This is a genomic window from Paenibacillus tritici, from assembly GCF_013204885.1.
Lineage (GTDB): Bacteria > Bacillota > Bacilli > Paenibacillales > Paenibacillaceae > Paenibacillus_AQ > Paenibacillus_AQ tritici.
This window is the reverse complement of record NZ_JABMKX010000001.1, coordinates 132,790-147,207: the sequence shown is the minus strand read 5'-3', so window position 1 is coordinate 147,207 and position 14,418 is coordinate 132,790. Positions and strand designations below refer to the sequence as shown.

The 14,418-nt window shown below is 54.5% G+C and carries 15 protein-coding genes; 3 read left to right on the top strand and 12 right to left on the bottom strand.

Going from position 1 to position 14,418, the window contains the following annotated elements:
* Positions 1-67 precede the first annotated feature (67 nt).
* From HQN87_RS00715 to HQN87_RS00675, 9 genes are all read right to left on the bottom strand, one after another.
* Positions 68-544, bottom strand: coding sequence for a hypothetical protein (locus HQN87_RS00715; protein WP_367272640.1), 477 nt, complete (start codon positions 542-544; stop codon positions 68-70).
* 93 nt (positions 545-637) lie between these two features.
* Positions 638-1,894, bottom strand: a complete 1,257-nt coding sequence (locus tag HQN87_RS00710) for an MFS transporter (protein WP_173126245.1) — start codon at positions 1,892-1,894, stop codon at positions 638-640.
* A gap of 149 nt (positions 1,895-2,043) precedes the next feature.
* A complete protein-coding gene (locus HQN87_RS00705; protein ID WP_173126241.1) occupies positions 2,044-2,523 on the bottom strand; it encodes a MarR family winged helix-turn-helix transcriptional regulator in 480 nt (159 codons plus the stop codon).
* 167 nt (positions 2,524-2,690) lie between these two features.
* Complete coding sequence (locus tag HQN87_RS00700) at positions 2,691-2,954, bottom strand: YlbG family protein (protein ID WP_173126238.1); 264 nt, start codon at positions 2,952-2,954, stop codon at positions 2,691-2,693.
* A 42-nt stretch (positions 2,955-2,996) separates the two neighbouring features.
* Positions 2,997-3,434, bottom strand: a complete 438-nt coding sequence (locus HQN87_RS00695; RefSeq protein ID WP_173126235.1) for a YlbF/YmcA family competence regulator — start codon at positions 3,432-3,434, stop codon at positions 2,997-2,999.
* A gap of 46 nt (positions 3,435-3,480) precedes the next feature.
* Positions 3,481-5,886, bottom strand: a complete 2,406-nt coding sequence (locus HQN87_RS00690) for a helicase-associated domain-containing protein (protein WP_173126232.1) — start codon at positions 5,884-5,886, stop codon at positions 3,481-3,483.
* Positions 5,886-7,601: a DNA repair helicase XPB gene (locus tag HQN87_RS00685; RefSeq protein ID WP_173126229.1), complete on the bottom strand. Its 1,716-nt coding sequence runs from the start codon at positions 7,599-7,601 to the stop codon at positions 5,886-5,888. The genes HQN87_RS00690 and HQN87_RS00685 overlap by 1 nt, the downstream gene beginning before the upstream one ends.
* A gap of 736 nt (positions 7,602-8,337) precedes the next feature.
* Entirely contained in the window at positions 8,338-8,769 is a 432-nt protein-coding gene (locus HQN87_RS00680) for a CBS domain-containing protein (RefSeq protein WP_173127598.1), read from the bottom strand.
* A 73-nt stretch (positions 8,770-8,842) separates the two neighbouring features.
* Positions 8,843-10,024 carry an amidohydrolase gene (locus tag HQN87_RS00675; RefSeq protein ID WP_173126226.1) on the bottom strand — a complete coding sequence of 394 codons (1,182 nt, stop codon included), beginning with the start codon at positions 10,022-10,024 and terminating at the stop codon, positions 8,843-8,845.
* 242 nt (positions 10,025-10,266) lie between these two features.
* On the opposite strand from HQN87_RS00675, the gene HQN87_RS00670 reads away from it, so the two are divergent.
* Together HQN87_RS00670 and ftsW are read left to right on the top strand one after the other, a co-directional pair.
* On the top strand, positions 10,267-10,614 hold the full coding sequence (locus HQN87_RS00670; RefSeq protein ID WP_173126223.1) for a YugN family protein: 348 nt from the start codon (positions 10,267-10,269) through the stop codon (positions 10,612-10,614).
* Between the two features lie 5 nt (positions 10,615-10,619).
* Entirely contained in the window at positions 10,620-11,879 is a 1,260-nt protein-coding gene (gene ftsW / locus HQN87_RS00665; RefSeq protein WP_173126220.1) for a putative lipid II flippase FtsW, read from the top strand.
* 92 nt (positions 11,880-11,971) lie between these two features.
* Here ftsW and HQN87_RS00660 read toward each other — a convergent pair whose 3' ends face one another.
* Positions 11,972-12,337: an Asp23/Gls24 family envelope stress response protein gene (locus HQN87_RS00660; protein WP_019911482.1), complete on the bottom strand. Its 366-nt coding sequence runs from the start codon at positions 12,335-12,337 to the stop codon at positions 11,972-11,974.
* Positions 12,338-12,491: 154 nt separating this feature from the next.
* Here HQN87_RS00660 and cax point away from each other — a divergent pair, with 154 nt between their 5' ends.
* Positions 12,492-13,562, top strand: coding sequence for a calcium/proton exchanger (gene cax / locus HQN87_RS00655; protein WP_173126216.1), 1,071 nt, complete (start codon positions 12,492-12,494; stop codon positions 13,560-13,562).
* A 67-nt stretch (positions 13,563-13,629) separates the two neighbouring features.
* Here the strand turns inward: cax and HQN87_RS00650 are convergent, their stop codons facing one another.
* Both HQN87_RS00650 and HQN87_RS00645 read right to left on the bottom strand, forming a co-directional pair.
* Positions 13,630-13,932, bottom strand: coding sequence for an Fpa/YlaN family protein (locus HQN87_RS00650; protein ID WP_173126212.1), 303 nt, complete (start codon positions 13,930-13,932; stop codon positions 13,630-13,632).
* Positions 13,933-14,113: 181 nt separating this feature from the next.
* Positions 14,114-14,356, bottom strand: coding sequence for an HPr family phosphocarrier protein (locus HQN87_RS00645; protein WP_173126209.1), 243 nt, complete (start codon positions 14,354-14,356; stop codon positions 14,114-14,116).
* Positions 14,357-14,418: the final 62 nt, after the last annotated feature.

The window sequence follows — 14,418 nt, the reverse complement described above, 5'->3', positions numbered from 1 at the left end:
TTAATCGTATATTTCCAGCAAAAAGGCACGCAGCCCTAAGCCGCATGCCTCCCTCGTTCTTGGTATCCTACTTGCGCCTGCGGCGTTTCTTCGAGAGCTTGATCCGCCGGGAATGACGCAGCCAGGAGTAGTATTTCTTGAGATCCCGGAGCTGCGGAGTGACCGATATTTTGCCGAGAAAGGACACGATTATCATGACGTACAGCGGCTCTCCGGCGAGGGTGGTTACGCCCTCAAGCTGCCTGAAATCAGCCACGATCACCGTATCATTGTCGATCAGATAAGCGCTATATTCACTGTTCGAGTAAGGCCTCAGCCGGTTCTGCTTCAGGGCCTGCCAGATCCAGGCGGTCACCTCGCCGTTCCCGCCCTCCTCCTGGGCAATCCTGTTCGCGTAACGGTCCTTCGCATGCCGGGTAAGCACAATGTCAGCAATCCCGTAATTATTAAGCACGATATGGAAGGGCTCGTACACCCCCCACCAGTCCATCCCCTTGCCCTGCATTGTATTGTCATCACACTCCACGTAAAAGGGTCTTGGCATGCTCTTATTGTTGTCAATCTTACCGCATTGACGGCTGTTGTTCAAGCATACCGCGATCCCAGGCAGTCCGGCTGTGCGGAATCTCCTGTATGCCTATTTCGGCAATAATCCGGTCCGGTTGATCTTATACAGCACGGGGATAGCCGCCATTATGAGAATCATCCCCATAAAAGCAGGTGCTGAGGGTCCCAGCAATACATAGAGTTGTCCTCCAATCAGCGGCCCGATCATTCTTGCCAGCGCCTGAATCGACTGGCTGCCCCCTTGAACCCGTCCCTGCTCGCCGGCAGCGGCAGACTTGGATAACATCCCGTTGAATGAAGGCCCGAAGACCGAATCGCCGAAACCGAAGATAAACATACCTGCGATAAAAAGAGGATAGAAGGAGAACAAGGCAGACAACGCAAACAGACCGTAGCCCGCAATTTCCGAGACCATTCCTAGAATGGCTATCTGTTTGTCACTGTATTTTTGCAGCAGCCTGGGCATGATGAATGCTTGTGACAGAATGTCCTGCAGACCCATAATCGAGAACATAAGTCCGATGACCGCCGGCTTCCAGCTGAAATTATCCAAGGTAAATTGTGAAAAGATAGCCTGCAACGATCCGTTCGGTATCCACAACAGGAATGCGGAGACAAACAGCCTGTTCAAGTTCTTCATGGACATGAGATTGGCAAGCTGCGTGAAGGGATTCAGCCTCATCCATGAGATTTCCTTCAGTCTTTTCTGCTTCTCCAGGCTCTCCGGCATGAACAAGAATCCGTACCCCACATTCACCAAAGTTACAGCAGCTCCGAAATACATGGGCACCGAATAACCAAACCTGGCCAGCAATCCGCCCACTGACGGTCCAATAATAGTCCCCGCCCCTACCACCGCACTCATCCAGCCAAAGTACTTTGTCCGCTGCTCCGGCGGAAGGATGTCTGCAAAATAGGCGAATATCGTGCTGATGCTCCCGCCTGTGATCCCTTCGATAATCCGCCCGGCAAACAGCACCCACAACGCCCCTCCAAGCCCAAAAATGAAGTACCCGGTGGCAGAACCCAATAAGCAGATTAAAAGCAGGGGGCGGCGTCCGTATTTATCGCTTAGAGCACCGATTACGGGAGCCGCAAAAAACACGCAGGCAGCATACGCAGAAGTCAGCATCGTAACCATTACCGCTTGTTTTCCGGGATCGCTTATATAAGGCTGTACCAGGAACGGGACAACAGGAGCTATGATACTGAAGCCTATTCCGCACAAAAATACAGAGATAAGGCCGAAGATTAGCGCGTGTTTGTCTACCTTTTGTCCTGTATGCTGGCGTTTATCCGACGGTTGATCTGATCTGAAAATGGACATTTCCCGACTCTCCTCAGAAATTGATTTATGTTTCCTAAGAAACAATAATATCCTATCACGTTTTTGGTTCCTTGGAAACAATAATTATACAATAAAAAAACAGCCTGCTCTCTATAGAGTCCGGCTGCTTCGGTTTATTGTTTTCCTATTCAAGTAGATTCGGGATTGTTGTCCAGCTCCTGCCGCTTAATCTCTTTATCCAAATGTCTGCTGTACTTCTCCATGAAGCTGATCATACTGTCATACTGGCTGGCGGTCACCTGCTCGAACACAGGGCGGTCCCGCTCCCGGAACTCCCGGTGCAGCTTATCATGGATGTCGTAAATGGACTGCCCCTCGGCCGTAAGCCTGAAATAAATTTCTTTATGATTCCCCGGCTTCCGGTAGCTCTCGATCAGACCTTTGTGCAGGAGCTTCTGGGTAATTTTGCTTATGGCCCCCCTGGTCATGTACAAGGACTCGGCAAGTCTGGTCACGTTAGAATCTGCATTTCTCCCAATGTATTCAATACAATGTACCTCCGAAGGCTTATTGCCCTTAAGACTGGATTCCATCTTGGCTTTGTTCAGCCAGCTTAACTTATTGAATAAGTCCCGGAAAGCTGTTAATACCTGCTCCTCTTTATTCATTGCCAACCCTCCGCTCAAGCGGAAACGGCTTTGCCGTCCTTTTATAAGCACGGCGTTCGTTTCAGCGAGAAATATAAGGATAAGTTATCATGTGAAACCTATACATTCTTATATTTTCAAAAAAACAGACGCCCAGCGGCGCCTGTCCAAGTAACTGCTATAATGAATTACAGACCGAAATACCGGGACTTGTCCGGTCCGTTGCTGGTATATTCTGTCTTAAGCTCATTGCGGTAAGAACGCTCAATCTTGCGCACATAGGAAAGTCTGCGGACATTCTTCATAACTTCCTCGGCGCGCTCTGCATTGACATACATTACCGCATAGTGCATTTTACGGGAAACATAGTGCAGTGTTCCGTATTTCTCCAGGTTGCGCGCCGCCTTGACGTCGCTGACCCATACGATATAACCTGTCCGTTCCGCAAACATAAGCTCATCCGCCTCTCTTTCTCTGTCTATTCATGGGTCAGCTTATCCGCAAGAGCATTTGCCGCCGCTGCCGCATCCGCCTTTGGGGGACGGGTCATTGCTTGGAACCTTGATACTGTCCGATACCGAGAATGCGATCGCCTCAGACATGGAATGAAGAATATCATCCAGCGTCTTCTCCGCATTCTTGAACCGCACCACCGCTTCGAACTGTTCGAGCTCCTGTTCTACGGCCGCAACCTCATCCTTGGCCGAGTGATAGTTCGGGTGAAAATGGCCAAACCGCTGTGTCTCCTCAAACAGCTCCTTCTTGCCCTGCAGCCGCTTGATTATGGCCTGGATTTCGGGATCGGTATCCACCTGGCCCTTCCAGTATAAGTAATCCGACACTTCTGCGGATTGATTAATCATATCGCCTAATTCATAGGCGTATGTCAGCACTTCGGCCATATCAACCGTATTCATTTCCGCTACGCTCATGAACTTCAACTCTTTTCTGCATTTAATGTTCTACCGCAGCGATAGACTACCTTATCATAACATATCCGCCCGCCCCAGCAGAAGAAGAATTTCTATGGTTGAGCGGATGGAGCAGCTTCATTTCCTCCCAGTCCTCCGCAGCAAGCTCGATCTCCTCAGCTGTCTCCGTGTCCGGAAGCAGCAGAATGCCCCGGACTTTCCATGGGCGCCCGCTGATCCGCTCAGGGATGAACTCGGCTGCCCTGCCCTGATGCGAGAGGCGAACCTTGATTCCCCAGCCCAGAGCCTGCTCCATGATCTTTTGCGCTGTGGTGATATGATACTGCCTCCACTGGTTGAACCACATCTGCGGCACGGCTTCCTCACCTGGCAGCTCCAGCTTCATCCGGCTGTCTCTATCCAGCGGCAGAAGCTGCGGAGAGGGGCCTGTACCCAGTAGTCCCCGTTCCCCGGCCGCTGACGGCAGCTCGTAACACCGCGTTGCCCCGGACGGTGCAAACGGCTCGAAGAGCCGCTGCTGTCCGGTGTCCTCATTCGCGCCCCCGGTCCTTACCGACGGAGCCAGACCGGCGGCTGTAAGCTCCTTGCGAAGTTGCCCGGCAGCTTCCGGCCGGACGATGAAGTGAAGCGGCCCGATACGAGTAACGATGTCCTGTAGCCGGGGATGCTCGGCAATATCCTGTCCCTCCTGCTCCCCAGCACAGGACAGCAGGAGCACATCCGCCAGCACGGTCCGCCCGATTCCTCTGGCCCACTGCCGCAGCGACAGCTCAACCTGCTCCGGCAGTCCCCCCGCAGCATGGGCGCTGAGCCAAGCGATAACCTCACTGGGATCGCTGCCCTGCTCCGCTGCGGCTTCCAGCCTCTCCCGGGTTAACCGGAAGCTCCAGAGATCCTCATTATGCAGCAGCTCCGCATACCCGGCCAAGGTCCAGCGGACCGCATAAGGAACCTCCGGCGGGACCAGCACCTCGAAATCCGGCTGCACTATGAAGCCGGATGCCGCGCAGTCTGGAGCCAGTGGCGTGCAGCCCGGAGCCGATGGCGCGCTGCCCTGAGCCAGTGGCGTGCAGTCCAGAGCCGGTGGCGCGCTGCCCGGAGCCAGTGGCGTGCAGTCCGGAGCCAGTGGCGTGCAGTCCAGAGCCAGTGGCGTGTAGTCCAGAGCCAGTGGCGTGCAGTCCGGAGCCAGTGGCGCGCTGCCCGGAGTTAGTGGCGTGCAGGCCGGAGCCAGTGGCGCGCTGCCCGGAGCCGGTGGCGTGCAGTCCAGAGCCAGTGGCGCGCTGCCCGGAGCCAGTCGCGCGCTGCCCGGAGCCAGTGGCGTGCAGGCCAGAGCCAGTGGCGTGCAGCCCAGAGCAAGTGTGCTCTTATTGTCTGCTTCCTCTTCTCCGGGTCTCCATGAGCTGTTGCTGACCATCTCCTGTGCTTCAGGAGCGCCCCCTACTCCATCAGGACTCCTGTAAGCCTCCTCTGCCCCCGCTACACCCTGCGAAGTTATTCCAGCCTTAATATCGGTCAGCTGCGGCTTCACTGCCTTCCAGCGGAAGCAAGGTTCTCCTTCCGCCGAAGTTCCCAGCTCACACCAGCCGAATCCGGCCAGCAGAGAAATCCAGGCAAGAACAGACAGCTTCAGGCCGGAGTCTGCCTCTTCCGAGATAGACCACTCCTTGGCGAGCCCCTGTTGCATCATCCATCTCAGAATAGGATTTACAGCAAACCATTCGCCTGCTGTGAACTCCGCCGCCGAGATTAAGTGCCTGAAATGCTGCTCTTCAGGCCCCGGAGAACCATAACGGCTGATCACAATGGTGTAGAGCGTATCCGTCATCTCTTGAGCAGAGAGCGACAGCCATTGCTGCAGCCGCTCCCTGTCCGGCAGATACCCGCTGCTGTGGCGGCTGATCAGACCCAGCACGGTAAGCAGATCAATGATTACCGTTACCGGCAGCGGATAGCTCTCCGGCCTTGAAGAAGCCGGCCGCAGCAGTGCTGCATGCTGCTCCTGCATGGACAGCTGTCCGGCAAGCCGGCTGAGCTGCTTCTTATGTATCACTCCCTTAGCTGTCAGCGGCAGGCCTTCCTGAGCGATGAACAGCAGCCCGCGGAATACCTCTGCGGCCAGCTCCGTACAGGCAGCAAGCTCAACCTGGACAGAACCCTCCACCCGGACCTGCGGACATCCCTCCCAGAAGCTCCGCAGGATGAAGGACAACTGCCGCTGCGGAATCTGATACAGCTTCTCTCCCCAGACCTTCTGCCGCAGCTCAAGCATCCCTGCGTGAAGCAGCTCATCCAGGGCAAGCGCCTGCTGCGCACGGCACAGGAATTCAGGCCGCAGCCGGTCAACAGTATCTGCGGCAAAAGGAGAAGCCGCATGCTCCGCGGCTATCCGCAGCAGCACTTCGCAGGCCTCTGCCGTCAGCTTCAAGGTATCCTCTGCCTGCTCCTGTCTCATCACAGAACAGCCCCTTCCGCCGGGTCCAGCAACCGCACTCCATACTCGTAGCCTTGCTCCGTCAAGAACATCCGGCGGCGCAGAGCGAAGTCCTGCTCCCGGCTGTCGCCCGTAACCAGCGTATAGAAATACGCTTTGTTATCGCCCGGCTTCGGGCGCAGGATACGGCCCAGCCGCTGCGCCTCCTCCTGCCGCGAGCCGAAGGCCCCGGATACCTCAATCGCCACCGTGGCATCCGGCAGATTCACAGCAAAGTTAGCCACCTTGGAGACGATCAGCAGCGGCAGCTTCCCCTCATTGAATGCGGCGTACAGTGCGCTGCGCTCCTTCTGCGAAGTCTTGCCTGTGATCAGCGGGGCCTCCAGCTGCTCCGCCATTTGCTCCAGCTGGTCGAGGTACTGGCCGATCACCAGAATGGCCGCTGCGGGATGTGCTGCAGCAATCTGTGATGCGGCCAGCGCCTTGGCCTGATTGCCTGCCGCGAGGCGGAACTGCTCCTTCGCCCCGGCATACATATATTGCTGGCGCAGCATCTCGTTCATCGGGACGATGACCTCGATGCAGTCGACAGCCGCAATCCACCCCTGCTTCTCCAGCACCTTCCAGGGCAGGTCATAGCATCTCGGGCCGATCAGGGAGAACACATCCCCCTCCCGCCCGTCTTCCCGGACCAGGGTTGCGGTCAGACCCAGCCGCCGGGTAGCCTGAATATCTGCGGTTGCCCGGAAGACCGGCGCCGGGAGCAGATGGACCTCGTCATAAATAATCAGCCCCCAATTCCGTTCATTGAACAGATTCATGTGGACAAACGGCCCTCCCTTGGAGCGCCTGTGGGTCAGAATCTGATAGGTCGCAACGGTTACAGGCCGCACCTCCCGGTTCTCCCCGCTGTATTCCCCAACCTCCTCTGCGCTCAGAGTAGTCCGCTTCAGCAGCTCCTCCCGCCACTGTTCTACAGAGGTGGTGCTTGAAGTAAGGATCAGTGTCTCGCACTGCAGCTGCTCCAGTACGGCAAGACCGACAACCGTCTTGCCTGCCCCGCAGGGCAGCACGACCACACCGCTGCCCCCTTGTCCGCCGATCCCCTGGAACTGGCGGACAGCCTCCCGTTGATAATCCCGGAGCCCGAAGCCGGACCCCTCCGTATCTTCTCTGAGGGACTCCCGCCAGGTCAGCCTCAGCTCCTGCCCGTCCCGGTACCCGGCATAATCAAGGACCGGATAACCCAGTCTCGTTAACTCCTGCTTCAAAAGCCCCCGGTTCACCTTGGGGCAATCGCTCTGCCGCTCCCCGGACCGGAACAATCCCAGCTGCTTAAGCTGCTGGCCGGCATCCTGCTCTTCCAGCTCATCCAGCAGCCCGGCGTGGCCGGCGGATAACGTAACAAGCTGCGGATCACTCTCATGCGTGTGCAGCTGCAAGCTGCCGTAACGTGACATCAGCAGTTCAATCTCATCTTCCAGACCGGAAGGAATGCCCCACCGGGACAGCTTCCGGAGCCTGCCAATCACCTCTGACGCAGCCTGCCCTCCGGCTGCTGCGTTCCACAGGGACAACGGCGTGATCCGGTAAGTGTGATAGGCTGGCGGACTTTTAACAAGCTCGGCAAACTCACTTAGCATCTCCCGCGCTTCCTCATACCCGGAATGGCCGCATTCCAGCAGAATTGTCCGGTCATTCCTTACGATACATGGCCCCGTACCTGCTCCGTTCATCCTATTCCCTCCTTGTCTCCTATGTGGTTCAACCTCTTAAACTGCTAACTGAGCATATCTGAGATACCGGGTGGTGAAACAAAACACATTTGGGGGTGAATAATGAGTGATTTTTGGCGGCGTCCGGCGTAATCAGGTTCACTAGTGCTCCTCACTTGCTCATTTAGCCCGCATCCGATAAATTCAGGTGCACTACTGCTCCTCACTTGCTCATTCAGCCTGCGTCCACTGAATTCAGTTGCATTAGTGCTCCTCATTTACTCATTTAGCCTGCGTCTGCTGAATTCAGGTGCACTACTGCTCCTCATTTGCTCATTTAGCTTGCGTCTGCTGAATTCAGGTGCACTATTGCTCCTCATTTGCTCATTTAGCCTGCGTCCGCTGAATTCAAGTGCACTAGTGCTCCTCATTCCTCACTTTCAGCTACACTCCGCCCATTCAGAGGGATTTATCCCTTTGTTTTCTCCATCCCGGCCTTCTCATGCCCCATCAGAGGGATATATCCCTTTGATTTCTCCATCCGGCCTATTTCCAGCCCCATCAGAGGGATTTATCCCTTTGATTCCACCATCCGTCCTACTCCCAGCACCATTCAGAGGGACTTATCCCTTTGATTCCCCCATCCGGCCTTCTTCCAGCCCATTCAGAGGGACTTATCCTTTTGATTTCCGTATTTTTCGGTACAACGAAAAAGCCCATCTCCGCAACCCGGATAATGAGCCTTTCCTCATGCTATTTAGTGCAGCTGCTGCTGTGAGATGTCATGGAGCGCTTCCGCAGCCTCATCGGCGAACACTCTCTTGACTGCCAAATCGCCCAGCGACACTATCCCGGTCAGCTTCTTGTCCTGGGTCACCGGAATCCGGCGGATCTGCGCGGACGCCATCAGCTCAGCCGCTTCCTCAACGGACGCAGACTCTGGAACGGAAATGACCTCCCGGCTCATGACCGTCTCTACAGCAGTTGAGCCGGAATGCTTGTCCGCATATCCCCGGATGACCAGATCCCGGTCGGTGATTACACCAATCAGGGTTGCCCCGTCAGCCGAATCTACCACAGGAATGAAGCCGGTCCCGTTATCTCTCATTTTAACGGCAACCTCGTAGATATTGTCCAGCAGAGTAACCGACACCGGATGCGCGGTCATGACTTCTTTGACTGTCTTCAAGGTCTTCAACAATGAACCCTCCTGTCCATGTTACCATGGCATTTGAGAGTAGTTTTTCCTGGAGCGCCAGGTTTTATACGGATGACGCTTCATTCAGACAGGAATCGGCCATCGCGATCAGCAGCTTGACTCCATGGAGCATGGCATCCTCATCGAAGTCGAATTTGCTGTGATGATGCGGATAGACAGCATCCTTGTCCGGGTTGCCCGCACCTACGAAGATGAAGCAGCCGGGAATCTCCTTCACATAATAAGAGAAGTCCTCCGCCGGCATAATCTGCTCCATCCGAATCACTTCTGCGTCCGGCCCCAGCGCCTCAGGTGCGACACGGTAAAAGCGGTCATATTCCGCTTCGTCGTTCACCAGCGGCGGATAGCCCATCAGATAATCGACCTTCGCTTCTGCACCGTACGCCGCGGCAACCGAAGCTGCCATCTCTTCGATTCTGCGGCAGATCAGATGACGCGTCTCTTCATCGAACGCCCGCACCGTCCCGGTAATGCGGCAGCGCTCAGCAATGATATTCTGGGCCGAACCGCCCTGAATGGTTCCTACACTGACTACAGCAGGGCGCAGCGGATCAACGTTCCGGCTGACAATACTCTGCAGCCCGGTCACCAATGCCGCACCGGCAACAATGCTGTCTACTGTGCGGTTCGGCATCCCACCGTGTCCGCCCCTGCCGATCATATCAATGAAGAACTCATCGGCGGATGCCATCAGCGGCCCCGGCGCACTGCCTACCGTTCCGAGCGGGAGCGGTGTCCACAAGTGCAGCCCGTAGACAGCATCCGCCCCCTCTAGCACGCCTTCCGCAATCATTCCCACCGCACCGCCGGGACAGACCTCCTCCGCCGGCTGGAACAAAAAGCGGACCTCCCCCTTCAGTTCTTCCCGGCGGGAGCTATAATAAGCAGCGGCTGCAAGCAGCATGGCCGTATGGCCGTCATGCCCGCAGGCATGCATAATACCGGGATACTGCGAAGCATATTCCCGGCCATTCTCTTCGGTGATAGCCAGTGCATCCATATCCGCCCGGAGGACAACCGTTCTGCCGGACTCCCGGCCCTTAAGTATGCCTGTCAAGCCGTAGCCCGCTTTGCTCCGTCTGATCTCAATCCCCAGTTCAGCGAGCCTTGCCGCGACATAGGCGGAGGTCTCCTTCTCCTGATACGACAGCTCCGGATGACGATGCAGATGGCGCCGCCATTTCACCATTTCCGGTAGCAGCCCGCTGGCCGTTAACCTCTCCATAATTCTCCATTCCCTTCTCTGGCAGCATCCTTAGGACAAGCCTGCGGCGTGCCTGCTTCATCCCGGCTTCGTCCGCAGCCTGCCAACTTTCTTTTATTGTAGCAGATTCGCCAAAAAAAGTGGGTACCGATCAGCCCGATCTACCTTGCACAACCCCGGGAAACATACTATCATGAGGAAGAACAATAGCAAATTTTAATTACAAATGTATCATTATACTTCATTAAGGGGAGTTGTGCGCTATGATATTTGAGAACACTGGCCTCGAAGGATTGAAGAGTGACCTTCTTTATCTCGACGAGAGTGCAACCAAAGCCGGATTCATCAGGTGGCAATGGGAATACTACCGCGCTACTTACGACTGCAAAATAGAAGACCGTCAGGATGGTGGCGAATACTTCCTGCGGGTCAATACCCGCGCAGTGGAAGGCAAGCTGGAGAAATCCGATGCGGTGCTGGCCATTGAAGCCGTCTACCTGGGCAAAGCGACTTTCCCCCACGGGCTGGATTACGAATCTCCGGTGCCTCAGCCGGTGCTGGATGCCGCCAAGAAGCATATCCATGAATTGAAAGCGCTGCTGGAAGCTTGAGTACCATGAAGGGAAGAACGGCTGCTAAATCCAGCCCGCCCAAAAGAGGGACGCCCGACTTCCAGATGCTTATTCTCACCCTGCTATTCGTCGGTTTCGGCGTGCTAATGGTGTTCAGCTCCAGCTCCAGCTTAACCCTTGCGAACAAGTTATTCAGTTATGATGCCTTCTTTTTCGTGAAGCGCCAGTTGGTCTGGGCTGTGCTGGGCACCTTCATCATGTTCATCGTGATGAATATTCACTACAGCAAGTTCAAGAAGTGGTACGCCCCGATCTTCGTAATTACACTAGTCCTGCTGCTGTTCGTTGCGACCACAGAGGGGATAAACGGCGCCAAGAGCTGGATGAGCATCGGAACCCTTGGGATTCAGCCTACCGAGCTGGCCAAGATCTCCATCATCCTGTATCTGGCTGCCCTGATCACCAAAAAAGGCGAACGCCTGCGCGATTTACGGACAGGATATATCCCTGTGATGATTATCGTCGGGATTGTCGCCGGACTGATTATGATGCAGCCCGATCTCGGCTCCTGCCTCATTCTCGTTGCTACCAGCGGACTTGTCATCTATGCCGGCGGCGCCAGCATGAAGCATATTATGGGCTCAATCGGCCTGCTTGTGCTGGGGGTGGCCCTCGTCATGGGAGCCAAGACCGCCATTGATTCCTTATCGCCGCCGTCCGAGAAGGCCGAAGTTACGCAGGATTACAGACAGGGCCGTATTGAAGCCTTCCTGGACCCTGAGGGCAATGCTGACGGCTCCGGTTATCAAATTATGCAATCCTTAATCGCCCTGGGCGAAGGAGGCACGCAAGGCTCCGGGTTCGGCCAGAGCATCCAGAAGCTGCATTATCTGCCGTATCCGTATACCGACTTTATCTTCGCCGTGATCGGTGAGGAGCTGGGCTTTGTGGGAACGGCTCTGTTTCTCCTGCTGTACCTGTATTTTATCTGGCGGGGGATTCTGATCTCACTGCGCTGTACTGATCCCTTTGGCACACTCGTCGGCATCGGGATCATGGGACTCATCGCCATTCAGGCCTTCATCAATATTGGCGGTGTAACCAACACCATCCCGCTTACAGGGGTCACACTACCCTTTATCAGCTACGGCGGCTCCTCCTTGCTCGTCACCATGCTCTGCATGGGAATTATTCTCAGCATCTCCAGAGAGACCAACCGCCCTGCCAAAGAGGAAGTCGTGAAGTCTGTGACTACCGTCAGACAGGTCCGCAACAACAGAAGTGCCGGTACCCGTGCGCGCTAAGAGGCTACATACAGATGATGTATGAGGAAATTAAAAGGCAGTCCGGAATAGTTCCGGACTGCCTTTTGCATGGATGTCTAATATAATTGTGCTTAAGAAATCTCGTCGTTCTTGAACGCTACGCCTTCGACCTTAACATTTACCTCTACGATGTGAAGCCCTGTCATACTCTCCACGGCCTCGCGGACATTCTGCTGAAGCATGCGGCACACTTCATGAATCGGCGTTTCATACAGGACGATAATGCGCAGATCTACCGCAGCTTCCAATTGGCCTACCTCGACCGTAACACCCTTCTGCACATTCTTGCCGCTCAGGCGTTTCGCCCAGCCCTCTGACAAACCGCCAGACATGGCTGCAATTCCGGGAGTCTCAAGTGCTGCCAAGCCGGCAATTTTTGAGACAACGTCATTGGATATCCGTATATTTCCCATTTCAAGTTGAAGCTGTTCTGCCATGCCATATCCCCCCTACTCTCATTATCAATTATTGTAATTCCAAAACAGGCTAAAAAGCAAATCACTTTCTCTCAGCCCCGTTTACAGCCCTGAACAATTTGGGTATATTGATTATGAAATCAACCTACATATAGAGACTGGAGTGTGCTGTACCTTGAAAAAATGGATCTCTCCGGCGCTGCTGGTCATCAGCTTCATCCTCAGCGCCATAGGGCATTACGCGGACTGGGATCATACCCTTCAGTTCGTATTGTCCGCTGTTTCGGTCATCTTCGTGGCCGGCTTCCTCGGCCGGGCCACAGAGAGCGTAGCCCACTATGCCGGACAGCGGCTGGGCGGCTTCCTTAACGCCACATTCGGCAATGCGGCCGAGCTGATCATCGCCTTCTTCCTGGTCAAGGAAGGGCTGTTCGACATGGTCAAAGCAAGTCTTACCGGCTCGATCATCGGCAACCTGCTGCTGGTGCTCGGACTCAGTATTTTTGCCGGGGGCATGAAGTTCAAGGTTCAGAACTTCAATGTCACACTCGCCGGTCTGAACGGCTCGCTGATGATTGTTGCAGTCATCGCTCTGTTCGTTCCTGCCATGTTCTTCAACACGCACTCCATCACCGAGAAGGACACGGATGTGCTGAGCCTTGTCGTCGCAGGCCTGCTGATCGCCGCCTACCTGGCGTGGCTGGTCTTCTCCATGATTACGCACAAGAAATATCTGGCCGACGTCACTGAGGATAACGCAGAGGAGCTTCCGAACGAACATGCTCCTGTGTGGTCCAGAAACCGTTCGATCCTCTATCTGGTGATTGCTACAGTGATGGTCGCGTTCGTCAGCGAATGGCTGGTCGGTACCCTGGAGACCCTGACGGAACGCTTCGGCTTCAGCGAGCTGTTCGTCGGCGCCTTCCTCGTAGCGATTATCGGTAACGCCGCAGAGCACAGTGCCGCTATTATGCTGGCCATGAAGAACAAGATTGGTGCCGCCGTTGAGATTGCCGTAGGAAGCAGTCTGCAGATCGCCCTGTTCGTCGCCCCTGTGCTGATCTTCGCCAGTTATTTCATGGGCAACACCATGTCTATTGTCTTCACAACGATTGAGATTGTAGCGATTGCCGTATCCGTGTTCATCGCCAAGTCGATTATTCAGGACGGTTCCACTAACTGGTACGAAGGCCTCCTGCTGCTGGCGGTCTACTTGATTCTGGGCGTATCGTTCTATCTGGTTTAGATTCTAAAAAAAACGCACATGATCGACCCTGGGGTCTTTCGTGTGCGTTTTTATGAATGACCGGGACTTACATCTCCCGCTCCTCAGCCTTCTTGTTCAGCGCCTCGTACAATACAGCCAAATTACGCTCCAGCTTGCTCAGCACCTGCTTGCCTGTAAATTCCGGTACCAGTCCTGCCCTGACCGCAAAATCGACCTCTCTCGAGAAGCCATACATCTGGGTATCCAGCACTTCCTCATAGAGAGGGCAGTAACGGGTCGCCAAATTCTCCATCTGTACTTCAATAAGCTTCTGAATTTTATCGGCATCTTCTTGAAGAAGATTGATTGCTTTGATATTAAGCTGTTCCTGCAAATCCGATGAAGTCATGCATTTTCCCCCCCATGTCCCAAAGTTACAGCTGCTAATGCTTATTATTCTTAATATTAGTCGAAATTAGGACCTAATACAAGATTTCAGTTATGGTTATTCCCGAAGTTCCTGCAAAAACAACGTTATTCACAGCAAAGACGCCCAGCCGCAGGGCCAGACGTCTTAGGGAAATCTTAAATTACTCTGCTACTACAGTGAAATTCAAATTGTGTTTGGCAAAAACTTCGCTCATAGCTTTCTTGGCTGCCTCAGCATCTGTTCCATGTACGTGCAGTTCGTAGCTTTGGCTGGATACCAGGGTAGTGAACAAGCCAAGGATGCTCTTGACATCAATGTACTTGTTGTCCGCTTGAAGAACGATAGATGAGTTAAACTGGCTTGCTGTCTGTGCAATATCCACGATTGCCGCATTGTTGGACATAGGAATCCCTCCGCAACTTGATTATGAACTTATGTTCATCTGTAACCAATTCCATGATACAT